General features: G+C 52.5%; 9 protein-coding genes and 2 pseudogenes. All 11 read left to right on the forward strand.

All coding sequences use genetic code 11. The annotated features are described in order from the left end of the window. Positions 1–3: 3 nt before the first annotated feature. The 11 genes and pseudogenes from thrA to C5O23_RS11150 all read left to right on the forward strand — a co-directional run bounded on the left by thrA (position 4) and on the right by C5O23_RS11150 (position 17,398). Positions 4–2,436, forward strand: coding sequence for a bifunctional aspartate kinase/homoserine dehydrogenase I (gene thrA, locus C5O23_RS11105; protein WP_107033014.1), 2,433 nt, complete (start codon positions 4–6; stop codon positions 2,434–2,436). A gap of 17 nt (positions 2,437–2,453) precedes the next feature. Then, positions 2,454–3,710 (forward strand): cofactor-independent phosphoglycerate mutase, encoded by a 1,257-nt coding sequence (locus C5O23_RS11110; protein ID WP_107033015.1) that lies wholly within the window; start codon positions 2,454–2,456, stop codon positions 3,708–3,710. A gap of 6 nt (positions 3,711–3,716) precedes the next feature. Next, entirely contained in the window at positions 3,717–5,021 is a 1,305-nt protein-coding gene (thrC, locus tag C5O23_RS11115; RefSeq protein WP_107033016.1) for a threonine synthase, read from the forward strand. A gap of 88 nt (positions 5,022–5,109) precedes the next feature. Beyond that, entirely contained in the window at positions 5,110–5,697 is a 588-nt protein-coding gene (locus C5O23_RS11120; protein WP_107033017.1) for a GYF domain-containing protein, read from the forward strand. 250 nt (positions 5,698–5,947) lie between these two features. Further along, a complete protein-coding gene (gene mutA, locus C5O23_RS11125) occupies positions 5,948–7,810 on the forward strand; it encodes a methylmalonyl-CoA mutase small subunit (protein WP_107033018.1) in 1,863 nt (620 codons plus the stop codon). A gap of 27 nt (positions 7,811–7,837) precedes the next feature. Then, positions 7,838–9,973: a methylmalonyl-CoA mutase gene (gene scpA, locus C5O23_RS11130; RefSeq protein ID WP_107033019.1), complete on the forward strand. Its 2,136-nt coding sequence runs from the start codon at positions 7,838–7,840 to the stop codon at positions 9,971–9,973. A 181-nt stretch (positions 9,974–10,154) separates the two neighbouring features. After that, complete coding sequence (locus C5O23_RS11135) at positions 10,155–11,327, forward strand: iron-containing alcohol dehydrogenase (RefSeq protein ID WP_107033020.1); 1,173 nt, start codon at positions 10,155–10,157, stop codon at positions 11,325–11,327. Between the two features lie 250 nt (positions 11,328–11,577). Then, positions 11,578–12,426, forward strand: a pseudogene (locus C5O23_RS14670) (pectate lyase family protein); the annotation flags it as partial. Between the two features lie 1,663 nt (positions 12,427–14,089). Continuing rightward, a pseudogene (locus tag C5O23_RS14675) lies at positions 14,090–14,965 on the forward strand (pectate lyase family protein); the annotation flags it as partial. Positions 14,966–15,673: 708 nt separating this feature from the next. Then, entirely contained in the window at positions 15,674–16,954 is a 1,281-nt protein-coding gene (locus C5O23_RS14615) for a M64 family metallopeptidase (RefSeq protein WP_107033038.1), read from the forward strand. Positions 16,955–17,143: 189 nt separating this feature from the next. After that, positions 17,144–17,398, forward strand: a complete 255-nt coding sequence (locus tag C5O23_RS11150) for a type B 50S ribosomal protein L31 (RefSeq protein WP_107033022.1) — start codon at positions 17,144–17,146, stop codon at positions 17,396–17,398. The last annotated feature ends 314 nt before the right edge of the window (positions 17,399–17,712 follow it).

The following is a 17,712-nucleotide window of genomic DNA, read 5'->3' on the forward strand; positions in this document are numbered from 1 at the left end:
ATAATGAAAGTATTAAAATTCGGCGGGACATCCGTAGGTTCCGCGAACAGTATTCTTAATCTGAAGAATATTGTTGAGAGTCAGGATTTCCCGGTTGTTGTAGTAGTGAGCGCCCTTGGAGGTGTCACAGATCTTCTCATCAAGACGGCAAGAACAGCGTCAGAAGGCAATGAGGCCTATAAGGATATGTTTCAGGCCATAGTCCGCCGTCATCATGACATGATCAATGATGTGATAACAGACGGACGGGAGGATCTTCTTCTGGAAACAGATGCGTTGCTTGCAGAGCTTTCATCGATATATCATGGGGTGTATCTCATCCGTGATCTCAGCCCCAAGACTCAGGCTACCATAGTCAGCTATGGCGAGCGGCTGAGCAGCCGTATTGTGGCACGCCTGATCACAGACGCAGAGCTGCACGATTCACGGACTTTTATAAAGACAGAGCGCAAGCATGGCCGTTCGCTGCTTGACAGTGAGCTGACACGCAGACTTGTGGTTGAGGAATTCGGACCGAAAACGCTTTGCGGGAAAATACACATAGTGCCGGGTTTCATCAGTTCGGATCGCGATTCAGGCGAAGTGACAAATCTCGGTCGAGGCGGCAGTGATTACACGGCTTCGATCATAGCGGCGGCGCTTGGTGCGGAAGCTCTTGAGATATGGACCGACGTTGACGGATTCATGACCGCAGACCCGCGTGTCATTCCGACGGCCTACACAATCAACGCGCTCAGCTATGTCGAGGCTATGGAACTTTGCAACTTCGGCGCGAAGGTGATCTATCCGCCTACCATATATCCGGTTTGTGTCAACAATATTCCCATCTATGTAAAGAACACGTTCAATCCGCAGCTTCCGGGCACCGTTATCCGCAATGAGATAGAGGATGACCGCAAGCCGATCAAGGGTATATCAAGCATCAGCGGCACCTCGCTCATAACCGTGACAGGTCTGTCGATGGTCGGTGTGATCGGTGTGAACCGCCGCATCTTCACAGCTCTGGCCGACAATGGCATCTCAGTCTTCATGGTCAGCCAGGCTTCATCTGAAAACTCGACTTCGATCGGTGTGCGTGACGAGGATGCCGCTGCCGCCGTAGAGGTTCTTGATAATGAGTTTGCCAAGGAGATCGAAGAGGGGGCCATGTTCCCTATGCACGTTGAAAGCGGTCTGGCTACAGTGGCGATTGTGGGTGAGAACATGAAGCATACTCCAGGTATAGCCGGCAAGCTGTTCGGCACTCTGGGTCGCAGCGGCATCAGCGTAATTGCCTGCGCACAGGGCGCCAGCGAGACAAACATCTCGTTTGTGGTTCATGGAGACTATCTGCGCAAGTCGCTCAACGTGATTCATGACTCATTCTTCCTGAGTGAATACAAGGAACTCAACCTCTTTATATGCGGTGTCGGCACTGTAGGCGGTATGCTGATAGAGCAGATCCGCAGCCAGCAGGAAAAACTGATGCAGACCCACCGGCTGAAACTCAATGTGGTCGGAATCGCCTCAAGCCACAAGGCTGTGTTCAGCCGCGCAGGCATTGATCTGGCAACCTACAGAGAGCAGCTTGAGGCGAGTCCCGAAAGTTCGCCCGAACGTCTGCGCGACGGAGTTGTGGGTATGAATATCTTCAACAGCGTCTTTGTAGACTGCACCGCAAGCAAGGAGGTGGCCGAACTTTATCAGACATTCCTTGACAACAACATCTCGGTTGTCGCGGCCAACAAGGTTGCGGCATCGAGCAGTTATGAGACTTACCGCAGGCTGAAATCCACAGCTCTTCAGCGTGGCGTGAAATATCTTTTCGAAACGAACGTTGGAGCGGGTCTGCCTATTATCGGCACCATCAACGATCTCGTTTCGTCAGGCGACCGCATTCTGAAAATCGAGGCAGTGCTGAGCGGAACACTCAACTTCATCTTCAATGCCATTTCAGATAAGGTTCCTTTCTCCGAAACAGTGCGTCTGGCCAAAGAACTCGGCTACAGCGAGCCTGATCCGCGTATAGACCTCAGCGGTCAGGACGTGGTGCGCAAGCTGGTGATTCTTACCCGTGAAGCCGGCTATAAGGCCGAGCAGGACGAAGTGGAAAAGCACCTTTTTGTGCCTGACGAGATGTTTGGCGGTTCGCTTGAAGACTTCTGGAGGAAACTCCCTGAGCTTGATGCCGATTTCGAGGCGCGCCGTCAGGTGCTCTCGGCTGAAGGCAAGCGCTGGAGGTTTGTGGCGAAGATGGAAAACGGAGAGATGAGCGTAGGCCTGCAAGCCGTTGACAGCAGACATCCGTTCTACGGTCTTGAAGGTTCCAACAATATAGTTCTGCTCACCACCGAGCGCTATCATGAATATCCGATGCTCATCCAGGGTTACGGAGCCGGAGCCGAGGTGACAGCGGCAGGCGTGTTTGCCAACATAATGTCAACCGCCAACAACTGATTTCTCTTCCTCTCCCTATGAAGCATCTTATCATACTCGGCGACGGGATGTCAGACCATCCCATCGCCCGGTTTGGTGGAAAAACACCTCTCCAACAGGCTTCGACTCCCAATCTTGACCGTCTGGCCCGTGAAGGCCGTTGTGGACGGCTTGTGACCATTCCTGACGGCTTTGCTCCCGGCAGCGAAGTGGCGAACACCGCCATCCTCGGCTACGATCTTAATGAAGTCTATGAAGGGCGCGGGCCTCTCGAAGCCGCGAGCATAGGCTATGAAATGGAACCCGGCGACATGGCTATGCGGTGCAATATCGTCAGTCTCGGCCGGGGCGGAGAAATCTGCGCTCATCATGGCGGACATCTGACCACCGAAGAGGGCGCGGAACTCATATGCTATCTTGACCGGCATCTCGGCAGTGAACGGGTTAAGTTCATCCCCGGCATACAGTATCGTCACCTCCTTATTATAAAAGGTGGCAACAAGAATATCGAATGTGCGCCTCCGCATGATCATCCGGGAGAACAGTGGCGCGAACTGCTGGTCAGTCCGGTGGCTGAAAGCGGTGAAACCAATGTCGAGAACGGCCGCATGACCGCTGAGGAGACAGCCGCTCTTCTCAACGATCTGATACTGCGGTCGCAGGAACTCCTTGCATTCCATCCGCTCAATCAGCGTCACCGCGAACAGGGCCGTCTGGAAGCCAATTCCATATGGCCTTGGAGTCCGGGCTACAGGCCGAATATGCTGACTCTTCAGCAAATGTATCCTCAGATCCGGACCGGTGCTGTCATCACGGCGGTCGACCTCATCCGTGGCATCGGGCATTATGCCGGACTCAGGAGCATAGTGGTCGAGGGAGCCACAGGCCTTGCCGACACCAATTATGAAGGGAAGACCGCAGCTGCCCTTGAGGCCCTGCGCAGCGATGATTTTGTGTTTCTTCACCTTGAAGCAACCGATGAAGCAGGCCATGACGGCGATGTGGATCTTAAAGTGAAAGCTATAGAATATCTTGACAGCCGGGTTGTCGGCCCGATCATGCAGGGACTTGCATCATGGAATGAGCAGGTCTGCATAGCCTTGCTCCCGGACCATGCGACGCCCGTCGAAAAACGCATTCACATGGCAGAGCCTGTGCCGTTTGTAATCCATACGCCCGGAGCCGAGCCTGACAGCGTCGACCGCTACGATGAAGAAAGCTGCGCGTCAGGCTGCTATGGCCTTTTGCGGCTCAGTGAATTTATGGACCGATTCATGAACCCAGAAAATCAATAATTGCAAATGAAATATTATAGTACTAACCGGGCTACGCCCGTAGTGGATCTAGAAGAAGCAGTGGTCAAGGGACTGGCCGCAGACCGCGGACTTTTCATGCCTGAGACCATCAGACCCCTTCCAAAAGAATTTTTTGACACGATTGACCGGCTCTCGTTTCATGAGATAGCCTGCCGTGTGGCCGAAGCGTTTTTCGGTGAAGACATTCCTAAGGAAGACCTCGACCGTATTGTCTGTGACACCCTGGCTTTTGACTGCCCGGTAGCCGAAGTGGAGGACCGCATCTACAGTCTCGAACTTTTCCACGGCCCCACACTCGCATTCAAAGATGTCGGCGCCCGTTTCATGGCGCGTCTGCTCAGATATTTCATAGGCAAGCGCGGAGCCGGACGCACGGTCAACGTGCTTGTGGCCACAAGCGGTGACACCGGATCGGCCGTGGCCAACGGCTTTCTCGGCGTAGACGGCATCCATGTCTATGTGCTTTACCCCAAAGGGAAAGTCAGCCCGATTCAGGAATGCCAGTTTACAACCCTCGGCCGCAATGTCACGGCAGTCGAGGTCGACGGTGTGTTTGACGACTGCCAGCGTCTTGTCAAAAGCGCCTTCATGGACAGCGAACTTTGTGAGAAGATGACACTGACCTCAGCCAACTCGATCAATGTGGCCCGATTCCTGCCGCAGGCATTCTATTATTTCAATGCCTACGCCCGTATGAAGGCTCTCGGAAAGGCATCGGAGCTCGTGATCAGTGTGCCGAGCGGCAATTTCGGCAATATAACCGCCGGACTTTTCGCTCACCGGATGGGGCTTCCGGTCAAACGCTTCATTGCCGCAAACAATTCCAACGATATATTCTATAACTATCTGTTCACTGGTACATACTCGCCGAAGGCAAGTGTGCAGACCATTGCAAACGCGATGGACGTAGGCGATCCGAGCAACTTTGCCCGCATCCTGGATCTGTATGACAACTCTCATGAGCGGATTTCATCGCTGATCAGCGGATTCGCATATCCTGACAGCCGTATCCGCCTGACCATGCACGACTGCTATGCCGCTACCGGCTATCTGCTTGATCCGCATGGAGCCTGCGGCTATCAGGCGCTGAAAGACGGCCTCCAGCCCGGCGAGACAGGCATATTCCTTGAAACAGCCCATCCGGCCAAATTCAAGGAAACTGTAGAAGCGGCCGTCGAAGCTCCCGTAGCCATTCCTGACCGCCTTGCCGCATTCATGAACGGCGAGAAGAAGTCAGTGGCCATGAGCGCCGACTTCTCTGACTTCAAGGACTTTCTGATGCGACAATGAAGGTATGTTTGGCAGATATGCTATAAAACCTTAAATTTGCATTTGATAGTAAAACAGAAAACAAACCACAATAACAATATCAATCATTATGGCAACCTGGTACGTTTATCAGAACAATGTCCAGACAGGCCCTGTGAGCGAAGATCAGCTTTCAGGCATGGGACTTACGCCGGCCACTCTGGTATGGCGCGAAGGTATGGAACAATGGCAGCCGGCCGGGCAGGTGCCCGAACTGTCATTCCTGTTTGAAGCTCCTGCAGGTGAAGGATCATCCTTCACAACCACGCCCCCTCCCTCGCCCGGAGCAGAGGCTTATGCCGGAACCAGACAGTATCAGAACGCACCCGGCGGAGCGCAATATCAGGGCGCGCAAGGCGGTCAGCAATATCAGAATGCCCCCGGCGCAGCCTATCCACCCGCAGGTGCTTACATACCCGCCTCCGGCAAGGACAAGACCACAGCCGGAATCCTGGCCATACTCCTTGGTTTCTTCGGTGCGCAGTATTTCTATCTCGGCAAAATCGGAGCCGCGATACTGACTATCGTGCTCTCATTCGTCACCTGTGGTATCTGGAATCTGCTGACATTCGCACAGGGCATTGTCATGCTCACAATGTCTCAGGAACAGTTTGACCGGAAATACGTCTATACCAACAGCACCTTCCCCTTGTTCTGAAAGAGGCCTGCGGTCCGCTATTCGGGCTGCAGATATGTTTAAAAACATAAAATTGTCAAAAACAGACATATGGCATTGCAAATAGCGCCTCCACGGGCGCTGTTTCTGCTTATTTTTCTTTCTATTTTCTTTGCTTTTAGGAAGTTTCCAATTATCTTTGCACGAAGATTGTTAACCTCTCAGGTTGCTTTCTAAGAGGTTGTTTAAAAACAACCTCTAAACCCTGAACAGTATATTTAATACCATAATCATGGCAGAAAAGAAAGAAAAATTGTTTGAACAGTTTCCTCCCGTGAGCACCGCAGAGTGGAAAGCCAAGGTGGAAGCTGACCTTAAGGGCGCACCGTTTGACAAGAAACTCGTGTGGCGCACCAACGAAGGCTTCAATGTTCAGCCGATGTATCGTCTGGAGGACATCGAAGATCTCAAGACCACCAATTCGCTTCCCGGTGAATTTCCCTATGTGCGAGGAACACGCACTGACAATGACTGGCTCACCCGCCAGGAAATCATCGCCGAGACTCCCGCCGAAGCAAATGAAAAAGCACTTGATGTCCTGACCAAAGGTGTCACTTCACTCGGTTTCCATGTTGACGAACCGACTGCCGAAACACTTCAGATTCTTCTCAAGGGCATTGATCTCGGCAAGGTTGAGGTAAACTTCACCTGCTGCATCAAGAAGGCCCTTCCTCTGGCAAAGGCTCTTGTCGAATATATCAAAGCCAACGGCTGTGCCGAAACATTCAAAGGCTCGATTGATTTCAATCCTTTCCGCAAACCCCTGCGCAAGGGTGTGGCGTTCGAGGCTGCGGTTCTCGCTTCAATGTCATGCGAACTGCTTGACGCTGTCAAGGAAGTTGCCGGTCTCCGTGTCCTTTCAGTTGACAGCGACATGCTTTCCAATGCCGGAGCTTACATTTTCCAGGAACTCGGCTATGCTCTTTCATGGGGCGCACAGTGGCTGACACTCCTGACCGAGGCTGGCCGCAGCGCCGACGAGGTAGCTGCCCGCATCAAGTTCAACATGGGCATCTCGTCGAACTTCTTCATGGAACTCGCGAAGTTCCGCGCAGCCCGTATGCTCTGGGCCCAGATTGTCAAGCAGTATGGCGCGTCAGACGAAGCCGCAAAGATGATGGCCCACGCCTCTACCTCACGCTTCAATCAGACTCTTTACGATGCACACGTCAACCTGCTCCGTTCTCAGACCGAGGCCATGTCAGCAGCTCTTGCCGGTGTTGACTCCATCACATCGCTTCCCTTCGATCTTCCCTATAAGACACCCGATGAATTCTCTGAACGAATTGCCCGCAACCAGCAGTTCCTTCTGAAAGAAGAAAGCCATCTTGACAAGGTGATCGACCCTGCCGGCGGCAGCTACTATGTGGAGACCCTCACTGTCTCAATCGCGAAAGAAGCCTGGAAACTCTTCCTTGAAGTAGAAGACAAGGGCGGCTTCCTTGCCTGCTGCAACAATGACGAGGTTCAGAAAGTGATCCGTGAAAGCGCCGAAAAGCGTCACACCGACGTGGCCCGCCGCAAAGAGATACTTCTCGGAACCAACCAGTATCCCAATATCAACGAAATGGCTGCCGACAAGATCGTGGATCTCAAAGGCTCGCTTGCCTGCGCCTGTGGCGGTCAGGGCGACGGATGCGAAACTCCCGCCGGACTCCCCACCAAGCGCGCTGCAAGTGACTTTGAATCACTCCGTCTTGCCACAGAAGCCGCTTCAAACCGTCCGAAAGTGTTCATGCTGACCATCGGAAATCTTGCCATGCGTCTTGCCCGCGCGCAGTTCTCCACCAACTTCTTCGGCTGTGCAGGCTATGAGATCATTGACAACCTTGGCTTTGACACTGTAGAACAGGGCGTTGACGCAGCTCTTGAAAAGGGTGCCGACATCGTGGTGCTCTGCTCAAGCGACGACGAATATGCCGAATTCGCACCCGCTGCATTCAAATATCTCGACGGACGCGCTGAATTCGTAGTTGCCGGCGCACCTGCCTGCACCGACGATCTCAAGGCAATCGGAATCAACGACTTCGTTCATGTGCGTTGCAATGTGCTCGACACACTCCGCGCTTTCAATGACAAACTCCTCAAGAAGTAATACGTCAACCCCCATCAACATTCAGACATGAAACCCAATTTCAAAGAAATAGACATCGTTAACGACGCTTTCGGCGATCTCCGTGTCCCCGAAACTCAGGGGGAAGACTGGATCACCCCGGAACTTATCCCCGTCAAGCCCATCTATACCAAGCAGGATCTTGAAGGACTCGAACACCTCAACTACGTGTCAGGTATTCCTCCCTTCCTCCGTGGCCCGTACAGCGCCATGTATCCTCTGCGCCCCTGGACCATCCGCCAGTATGCAGGCTTCTCCACCGCAGCTGAGTCAAACGCCTTCTACCGCCGCAACCTTGCAGCCGGTCAGAAGGGTCTGTCAGTGGCCTTTGACCTTGCCACACACCGCGGCTATGACGCAGACCACGAACGTGTGGTAGGTGACGTGGGCAAAGCCGGCGTTTCGATCTGCTCGCTTGAAGACATGAAAGTCCTTTTCGAGGGAATTCCCTTGAACAAGATGTCAGTCTCCATGACAATGAACGGAGCCGTTCTCCCCGTGCTCGCATTCTATATCAACGCAGGTCTCGAACAGGGAGCCAAACTCGAAGAAATGGCCGGTACCATCCAGAACGACATCCTAAAGGAATTCATGGTGCGCAACACCTATATATATCCGCCGGAATTCTCGATGCGAATCATCGCCGACATCTTCGAATACACTTCGCAGAACATGCCCAAATTTAACTCGATCTCCATCTCCGGCTACCACATGCAGGAAGCCGGTGCGACATGCGACATCGAGCTTGCCTACACTCTCGCTGACGGTCTCGAATATCTCCGTGCCGGTATCAATGCAGGCATCGACATCGACGCCTTCGCTCCGCGTCTGTCGTTCTTCTGGGCTATTGGCATGAACTACTTCATGGAAGTGGCCAAGATGCGTGCGGCCCGTCTTCTCTGGGCCAAGATCGTCAAGCAGTTCAACCCGAAGAACCCTAAATCGCTTGCCCTGCGCACCCATTCTCAGACTTCAGGCTGGTCGCTTACCGAGCAGGACCCCTTCAACAACGTGGGCCGTACATGTATCGAGGCAATGGGTGCCGCTCTCGGCCACACCCAGTCGCTCCACACCAACGCGCTTGACGAAGCCATCGCCCTCCCGACCGACTTCTCCGCCCGTATCGCCCGCAACACCCAGATCTACATCCAGGAAGAGACTATGGTCACCAAGCAGGTCGATCCCTGGGGCGGCAGCTACTATGTGGAAGCCCTCACAAACGAGATCGCACACCGTGCCTGGGAACACATCCAGGAAATCGAGAAACTCGGCGGTATGGCCAAGGCCATCGAATCAGGTCTGCCCAAAATGCGTATCGAAGAAGCCTCGGCCCGCACTCAGGCCCGTATCGACTCAGGCCGTCAGACAATCGTTGGTATCAACAAATACCGTCTCGACCACGAAGATCCCATCGACATCCTTGAAATCGACAACACCGAAGTGCGCAAAGACCAGGTGGCCCGTCTCGTCGACCTCAAGGCTCATCGCGACGAAGAGGCAGTCAAGAAAGCCCTCGCCGCCATCACCGAGTGTGTCCGCACCAAGGAAGGCAACCTCCTCGACCTCGCTGTCAAGGCTGCCGGTCTGCGCGCCACATTGGGCGAAATCTCCGATGCCTGCGAAGACGTCGTAGGCCGTTACAAAGCAGTAATCAGAACCATTTCAGGCGTGTACTCATCAGAAACCAAGGCTGATCCTGACTTCGTGAAGGCTCAGCAGATGTGCGAAGAATTCGCCAAGCGCGAAGGACGTCAACCCCGTATCATGATCGCCAAGATGGGCCAGGACGGTCACGACCGCGGTGCCAAGGTGGTAGCCACCGGCTATGCCGACTGCGGTTTTGACGTTGACATGGGCCCGCTGTTCCAGACTCCCGCCGAAGCAGCCCGCCAGGCGGTTGAGAACGACGTCCACATTCTCGGTGTCTCTTCACTTGCAGCAGGTCACAAGACCCTGATTCCGCAGGTGATCGAGGAACTCAAGAAACTCGGCCGCGAGGACATCATGGTGACTGCCGGCGGTGTTATTCCCGCTCAGGACTATGATTTCCTTTACAAGGCAGGTGTCGCCGCAATCTTCGGCCCCGGTACCCGCATTCCGGTTTCGGCAATCAAGATGCTTGAGCTTCTTGAAGGAGAAGAATAATAGAATTTCCCTGATGTTTTCCCTGATTGTTTGAATCAATGGAAAACATATCGGCAGGGGGACGCATTTCAGAGCGCCCGCGCAGACGGCCGATTACCGGTCGCCTGCTGTGGAGGCGCTTTGAAAAGCGTCCCTCTGTCGTGTTTATTGTTTTTAGACAACCTCTAATAATGTATGACCAATGGATAATTTCACTTTTTGCACCCCTACGCGCTATCTGTTTGGCCGAGGGGTTGAGAATGAAGTGGGACGCCTTTGCAAAAACGCGGAGTGGAAAAACGTCATGATCGTCTATGGCGGCGGCTCTGCGGTGAAGAGCGGACTGCTTGACCGCGTTACTGCATCGCTCGACGCTGAAGGCATTTCTCATATCTCCCTTGGAGGCGTGAAGCCCAATCCGACTGACGATCTGGTCTATGAAGGCATAGACCGTTGTCGACGGAGTGGGGCAGATGCCTTGCTCGCTGTAGGCGGAGGCTCTGTGATTGACACTGCCAAGGCTATAGCCTGCGGAGTGCCTTATGACGGAGACTTCTGGGACTTCTTTGCCGGAAAAGCCGTAGTCGGACCGGCCTTGCCTCTCGGAGTGGTGCTCACCATTCCCGCCGCAGGCAGCGAGGGGAGCGGAAACTCAGTGATAACCCGTCTTGACGGACTGTTGAAACTCTCGCTCAGGACCGATACAGCTTTGCGGCCGAAATTCGCCTGCCTGAACCCGGAACTGACATTTACTCTTCCGCCCTATCAGACGGCAAGTGGCATCGCCGACATGATGGTCCACATCATGGAGCGTTATTTCTCCCCTACGGAAGATGTAGAGGTGACCGACCGCTTGGCCGAAGGGCTGCTGAAAGCCATAATAGCGGAAGCCCCCAAGGTCATGGCCTGTCCTGACGATTACCAGGCCCGCGCCAACATAATGTGGAGCGGCACTCTCGCCCACAACGGCATCTGCGGTTGCGGACGGCGTGAAGACTGGGCCTCTCATTTCATGGAGCATGAGCTGAGCGCCATCTACGGAGTGACTCACGGAGCCGGACTCGCTGTAATAGTGCCTGCATGGCTCGAATATGTGTCACGCATCAAGCCTGCCAAAGTGGCGCAGTTCGGCCGCAGGGTCTTTGACGTGAACGAGCATGATGACACAGCCGCGGCCACCGAGACCGTCTGCTGCCTGCGCGGATTCTTCAGCTCGATCGGTCTGCCAGTCACCATGAAAGCACTCGGCATTGAAGCGCCTGATTTTAACCTGCTCGTCAGCAAGCTTCATGAAAACAAAGGCCCGCAGATAGGTGGCTATATCACTCTTGGCAAAGAAGACACCGAGGCTATCTACCGTCTCGCCGCGGAATGAGAGGTCTTTCAATATCCTCCAGACGCATCTGAAAGCAATTCTTAATAAACATCAAAACTGCGGATTTTGATGCGAAAAATGCGGGAAATGGTAGATTTTATTTGATTGTGGCCGAAAAATCATCTATCTTTGCATACTGAGAAAGAATGCCTTAAATTAAAACTCTATACCTTATACAACAAATTTACCCCCTTATCTACACAACATGAAAAGATTTGCAATATTCACCTTGGTGGCATTGCTCTGCTCTATGTTCGGATTTGCCGAGACCATAGATCGTCTTGAAGCATTTCCGGGAGCCGAGGGCTATGGCCGCTACACGTCAGGTGGTCGCGGTGGAAAAGTGCTTAAAGTAACAAAACTAACCGATGACGGATCTGAAGGCACATTGCGTTGGGCCTGCAATCAGGCCGGTGCAAGAACAATCGTTTTTGAAGTGTCAGGAAACATTCATCTTGAAAGCGCTCTTGATCTGAAAAACGGAAATGTGACCATCGCAGGCCAGACCGCTCCCGGTGACGGCATCTGCATTACCGACTATCCGTTTTCAATCAAGGCCAATAATGTGATCATCCGTTATATCCGTTTCCGTCTTGGTAACAAAAACGTGACCAAAGATGGTGCAGACGGCTGGGATGGACTTGGAGCCCTTGATCAGCGCGACATCATCATTGACCATTGCTCGGTGAGCTGGAGTATTGATGAATGTCTTTCGTTCAGCGGTACTCATAACACAACAGTCCAGTGGTGTATCGTATCTCAGAGCCTTGTCAATTCGGGCCACAGCAAAGGCAATCACGGATATGGTGGCAACTGGGGTGGCGAATATGGTTCATATCACCACAATCTTCTTGCTCACCACACATCGCGTGCTCCGCGCCTTGGCCCGCGTCCCACCACTCAGCTCAATGAGGTGATGGACATGCGTAACAATGTCATGTTCAACTATTCTGGCGAAAGTTGCTACGGCGGTGAGGGCATGAATGTCAACATTGTCAATAATTACTATAAGCCCGGACCTGGAAATAAGTATGTCAATGGCAGCAACAATAAGAGATTCCGCATTGCCGGAATCGGAATCCGCACTGTGGATTATGTGCTTGACAAAGACAAGATCGCAGCGTCTTATAACAGTCTGATGGGTACCTCTATCAATAAAGGCAATGTAGAAGGCTATTTCAGCAAAGGCAGACCCGGAGTTCAGATTGCAGGACGGTCATATGACATAGCGGATGACAATACAATCAATATAGATGGCAAGATTCTTACTATCACCTGGAATGCCTATAAGCCCGCATTGCACAAGATCGGCACATATTATGTCGATGGAAACAATAACTCGAATTTCGGGCAGGTGGAAGGTGATAACTGGGGTTTGGGCATATATAACCAGATCACCTGGAGCGAATGGGACGGACTTGCTTCGGTAAGCTCTTCTCAGAATAATATCAAAAATGATATGAAGCTTGACCGCCCGATTGAATATGTCTATACCACCACCCATAGTGCTAAAGATGCCTATGCTAAAGTGCTTGATCATGCGGGAGCTTCTCTGAAACGTGACGCTCTTGATAAAATGATCATCGAAGAGGCTCGAAATAATAAAGCAGCTTCTACAGGATCAGGCCTTGACGCAGGTTTTATCAACACTCCTGATGATATAGTATATCCTGCCGGAACCGCACTGGAAGAAAATGGCAAACTTCCGATACTTGCTAATGTGGCTGCGCCTGTAGATACAGACGGCGATGGCATGCCTGACAAGTGGGAGCAGGAAAATGGCCTTGATCCCAATGATCCTTCTGACGGAGCCAAAGCCACGGCATCAGGATTTACTAATCTTGAGATTTATCTGAATTCTTTGGTTGAACATATCACCGCCTCTCAGAACGAGGCCGGCAAGATGCTCAACGGCGATCTGACTTTCGCTGACGATGCTGTCGAGCTCCCGAAATACGAGGCGCCTGTTGTAGAGACTTTCGAATATGAAATCTCAAAATCTACCAGCCATATGATGAGAGACGATCCCCAGCCTTTCCTTTTCAGTGATGGAATCTCAGTCTCTTGTACAGATGCCAGCCGAAAATATTCAAACGGCTCATCTGCAACAGCTGACTATGTGAAGTTTGGCTCAGGAAGCAACAGAACCTGGACAATAAAGCTTCCGGAAGGAAAGGTTGCGACTGAGCTGACCTTTATCGGCTGGGCCAACAATGACAATAATCAGTCATATGTGGCTTCAGTTAATAATGATAAATTTGCTGCTGACGATTATGTTTTTCCGATCAGAAATATCAATGAGGCGGCAAAGCACACAATCAATGTCACAGAACCTTCAAATGAAGTCAAAGTCATTTTCGGTGGCTCGGAAGTCGTTATTCAGATAATGATCAAGGCTAAGGAAGCAGACCAGTCAGGCATCGAGGACATCGTCATTGATCCCGCCAAGCCTCAGGGCAACGGTAAGATCTACAACATCATGGGTGTCGAAGTCAAGGAGCCCCTGCTCCCCGGCATTTATATCCGTGACGGAAAGAAGTTCATTGTGAAATAATAAGGGGGTGACAATCCCTTGGACATGAAATATTAACTCTCACGGCAGGGACGCTTTAAAAGGCGTTCCTGCCGTGAATTTTATGAAAGTGTATATGATGAAACGGATTAATTTGCTGACAGCCGCCATACTGCTGGCATCAAGTGGCTATGCCTTGCCTCCTGACGGATTCCCGCGTTCGATGCAGCCTGACCGTCAGCGTAAGGTGATGCAAAAAGAAACAGTGCCCTCCGTATGGATCAGACCTTCGGTAGCCGCTTTTCCAGGTGCAGAGGGTTTTGGCATGTGGACCACCGGCGGCCGTGGGGGGCGGGTGTATCATGTCACGACTCTTGATGACAATGACCGGCCCGGTTCATTCCGCTATGCCTGCAATCAGGCCGGTCCGCGGACAATCGTTTTTGATGTCGACGGCACTATTTTCCTGAAATCGCCCCTGCGGCTTGAAAACCCAGATGTGACGATAGCCGGACAGACCGCACCCGGCGATGGTGTCTGCATTGCCGACTATCCGTTTCTCATCCAGGCCGACAATGTGATAGTCCGTTTCATGCGTTTTCGTCTCGGCGACCGTGAAGTGGCCCATCACGAAGGCGACGGACTCGGCGGAAGCGGTCATCGCAATGTTATGGTTGACCATTGCTCTGTGAGCTGGAGCATAGACGAGTGCATCTCGGTCTACGGTATGACCGACTTTACCGTGCAGTGGTGCATCGCATCCCACAGTCTCCATAACAGCGGCCATCAGAAAGGAGCCCACGGCTACGGCGGAAACTGGGGTGGCAGCGGCGCGAGCTATCATCACAACCTTGTGGCAAACCATACGTCGCGCACACCGCGTCTCGGTCCGAGCCCGCATACCCAGACTGACGAGCGCATGGATCTGCGTAACAACGTGATCTATAACTACGGTTCAAACGGGTGTTATGGAGGCGAGGGCATGACAGTGAACATAGTCAACAATTATTTCAAACCCGGCAAGACCACAAACACCATGCCTGAGCGCATAGCCGGTCCCGGAATCCGCACCGTGCAGTATTGTCTCAACGGCCGCGGTCTTGCTGAAGACTATAACCGTCTGTTCGGCACAAGCCTGAGCCGCGATGATGTCAAAGGCTTGCGTGATGGCAAGGGGCGCAAGGGTGTGAACCGCGTGAGTGTCGGCGGCCGCGTTTTTGAGATTGACATGGCCGACAACAGTATCGAAGTCGACGGACATAAACTGAAAATCGGTTGGAACGTATGGCGCCCGATGCTTCACAAATGGGGCCGCTTTTATGTGAGCGGCAACGAGAACCACGACATTGCGGCAGTCGGAGCCGACAACTGGGGCGTAGGTGTCAGACGCCAGATAAAACCTGCCGGCTGCGATGGTTATTGGGATAAATCCATAGCAGATGAAATCCGTCTCAATGAGCCTATGGACTTTGAGACGGTGACTACCCATACGGCGCGTGATGCCTATGAACGGGTGCTCGACTGCGCCGGAGCTTCGCTTCGCCGTGATGCCTATGACAGTCTTGTCATCAGTGACGTGCGTGAGGGCAATGCGTCATTCGGGAAAAACGGCATCATTGACACTCAGGATGAGGTTGTCTATGCCGACGGATCGCGCGGCTGGCCTGCCCTGAACAGCGGTGTGGCTCCGGCTGACACTGACGGCGATGGAATTCCCGATGACTGGGAGAGGGCCAACGGACTTGATCCGGATAATGCTTCTGACGGCAGTCTCATTGGTAAGTCAGGCTACAGTAATCTTGAACTCTATATGAATTCTCTGGTTGCCGAAGTAATGGAGGCCGGACTGAAGGGAGGAGCACAAAGCGCCCAGATCCGCGAGACATCTTCTTCTGATTTCGGACGTAGGTTTGAAGACCGCACTCTGCGTGTCGACTATCTCTTTACTGCCACTCCGGCCGGTGACAGGGGTGTTTCTCTTGCCGGTCAGTCAGGTATCGACGGATGGGCCGGCCGACGCCATAGAATGTCGGAACTGCCGTTGCTCGGAAACGGCACGGTCACAATGGTCTCGGAGGCAGACGGTGACACGCTCTACCGCACATCCTTCTCATCTCTTTATCATGAATGGCTTACCACCGCAGAGGCTTCAGAAGTGGCCAAGGCTTTCGAGCACACGGTGCTTCTGCCTTATCCGGTCTCACCTGCCCGCATAAGCATCGAGCTGCTTGACAACCGCCATAAGCCTATTGCCTCGATGACCCACAGGCTTGATCCGAAAGATATTCTGATTACAAGGAAAGGCCACGGCCGGGTGGCGGAGCACCGCTATATCCACCGTGGGGGTGATCCGAAGAACGCCATAGATGTGGCTATTCTTGCAGAGGGCTATACAAGAGCGGAGATGGACAGTTTCTATCGTCATGCCCGTACGGCTGTGGATGCCATACTTTCCTACGAACCGTTCAAGTCGCGGGCCGACAAGTTCAATTTTGTCGCCGTGGCCACTCCTTCGGCTGACTCAGGAGTCAGTGTGCCCCGTCTGGGCGAATGGAAGTCGACAGCATTCTCTTCGCATTTCAGCACATTCTATTCAGACCGCTATCTGACGAGCCTGCATGTCAGGGATATTCATGACTCTTTGGCCAGAATACCCTATGAACATATCATAATTCTGGCAAACACTCCGGAGTATGGCGGCGGAGGCATATATAACAGCTATACGCTGACCACATCGCGACATGCGAATTTCCGGCCTGTGGTTGTTCATGAATTCGGCCATAGTTTCGGCGGTCTGGCCGATGAATATTTCTACGAGACCGAGGCCAATGACGAGGCCTATCCCGCAGATGTGGAGCCTTGGGAACCGAACATCACCACACTTGTGGATTTTGAAAGCAAGTGGAAAGATCTGATTCCCAAAGGAACGCCGCAGCCCACACCGGTATCGGAAGCGTCGAAATGGCCGGTAGGACTTTATGAAGGAGGGGGGTACTCTTTTCATGGAGTATATCGTCCGGCCGATGACTGCCGCATGCGCACCAACACAGCTCCGGACTTCTGTCCGGCCTGCCGCAGAGCCATGAGCCGCCTGATCGATTTCTACACAGAATAGCAGCCGCCCGATTGAGTCTACAATCCGCAATTGCCTGCAAATTCTTGCACAATAATAATTTCTCGGTTCATAATGGCAGAAAAGTTTTGATAAATAAATTAAAATCCTTACCTTTGCACCGCCATTACGAATCTACGCGTCCTACCAGCGCAACGATAACTTCTGACAACAAAAAAATCACGAAATAAAATGAAAGCAGATCTCCATCCTTCCAACTACCGCGAAGTAGTATTCAAGGACATGTCGAACGATGAAATCTTCATCACTCGTTCCACTGTAGCCTCAAAGGAAACAATCGAAGTTGACGGCGTGACCTATCCCCTGGTTAAGCTTGAAATCACCAGCTCGTCACACCCCTTCTTCACCGGTAAGCAGAAGCTTGTCGATACCGCCGGTCGCGTGGACAAGTTCATGAGCCGTTACGGCAACCGCAAGAAGAAATAATTCATTCTTCACGGATTCAAAGAATCAACCGGCGTCCTGCAGCATTTGTCTGCAGGACGCCGGCTTCTTTATATATATGTGATGTTTTTGAACCGGTCTTGCGTAGCCATCCGGGGCGGTAAATCGGTGTCCGGTCGAGGACACCGATTTACCGCTCCGAATAGGGTGCCTTCGCTTTATCGCTCTCTTTCGGGAGGGCGGGGGTGTATCTTTGCAGAAGTTCTTTTCGATGTGGATCTTAACCCCCCATTTTTTTATTGACTCCAAAAAATTCCGTATAATCGGTGTTAAAAGTAAAGATACATCAAAGAATT

Origin of the sequence: Duncaniella muris, from assembly GCF_003024805.1 — a bacterium.
Classification (GTDB): Bacteria; Bacteroidota; Bacteroidia; order Bacteroidales; family Muribaculaceae; genus Duncaniella; species Duncaniella muris.

Bases quoted from the DNA above. Each gene is read 5' to 3' on its own strand.
- thrA (WP_107033014.1), top strand. From the start codon at position 4: ATGAAAGTATTAAAATTCGGCGGGACATCCGTAGGTTCCGCGAACAGT.
- C5O23_RS11110 (WP_107033015.1), top strand. From the start codon at position 2,454: ATGAAGCATCTTATCATACTCGGCGACGGGATGTCAGACCATCCCATC.
- thrC (WP_107033016.1), top strand. From the start codon at position 3,717: ATGAAATATTATAGTACTAACCGGGCTACGCCCGTAGTGGATCTAGAA.
- C5O23_RS11120 (WP_107033017.1), top strand. From the start codon at position 5,110: ATGGCAACCTGGTACGTTTATCAGAACAATGTCCAGACAGGCCCTGTG.
- mutA (WP_107033018.1), top strand. From the start codon at position 5,948: ATGGCAGAAAAGAAAGAAAAATTGTTTGAACAGTTTCCTCCCGTGAGC.
- scpA (WP_107033019.1), top strand. From the start codon at position 7,838: ATGAAACCCAATTTCAAAGAAATAGACATCGTTAACGACGCTTTCGGC.
- C5O23_RS11135 (WP_107033020.1), top strand. From the start codon at position 10,155: ATGGATAATTTCACTTTTTGCACCCCTACGCGCTATCTGTTTGGCCGA.
- C5O23_RS14615 (WP_107033038.1), top strand. From the start codon at position 15,674: ATGGAGGCCGGACTGAAGGGAGGAGCACAAAGCGCCCAGATCCGCGAG.
- C5O23_RS11150 (WP_107033022.1), top strand. From the start codon at position 17,144: ATGAAAGCAGATCTCCATCCTTCCAACTACCGCGAAGTAGTATTCAAG.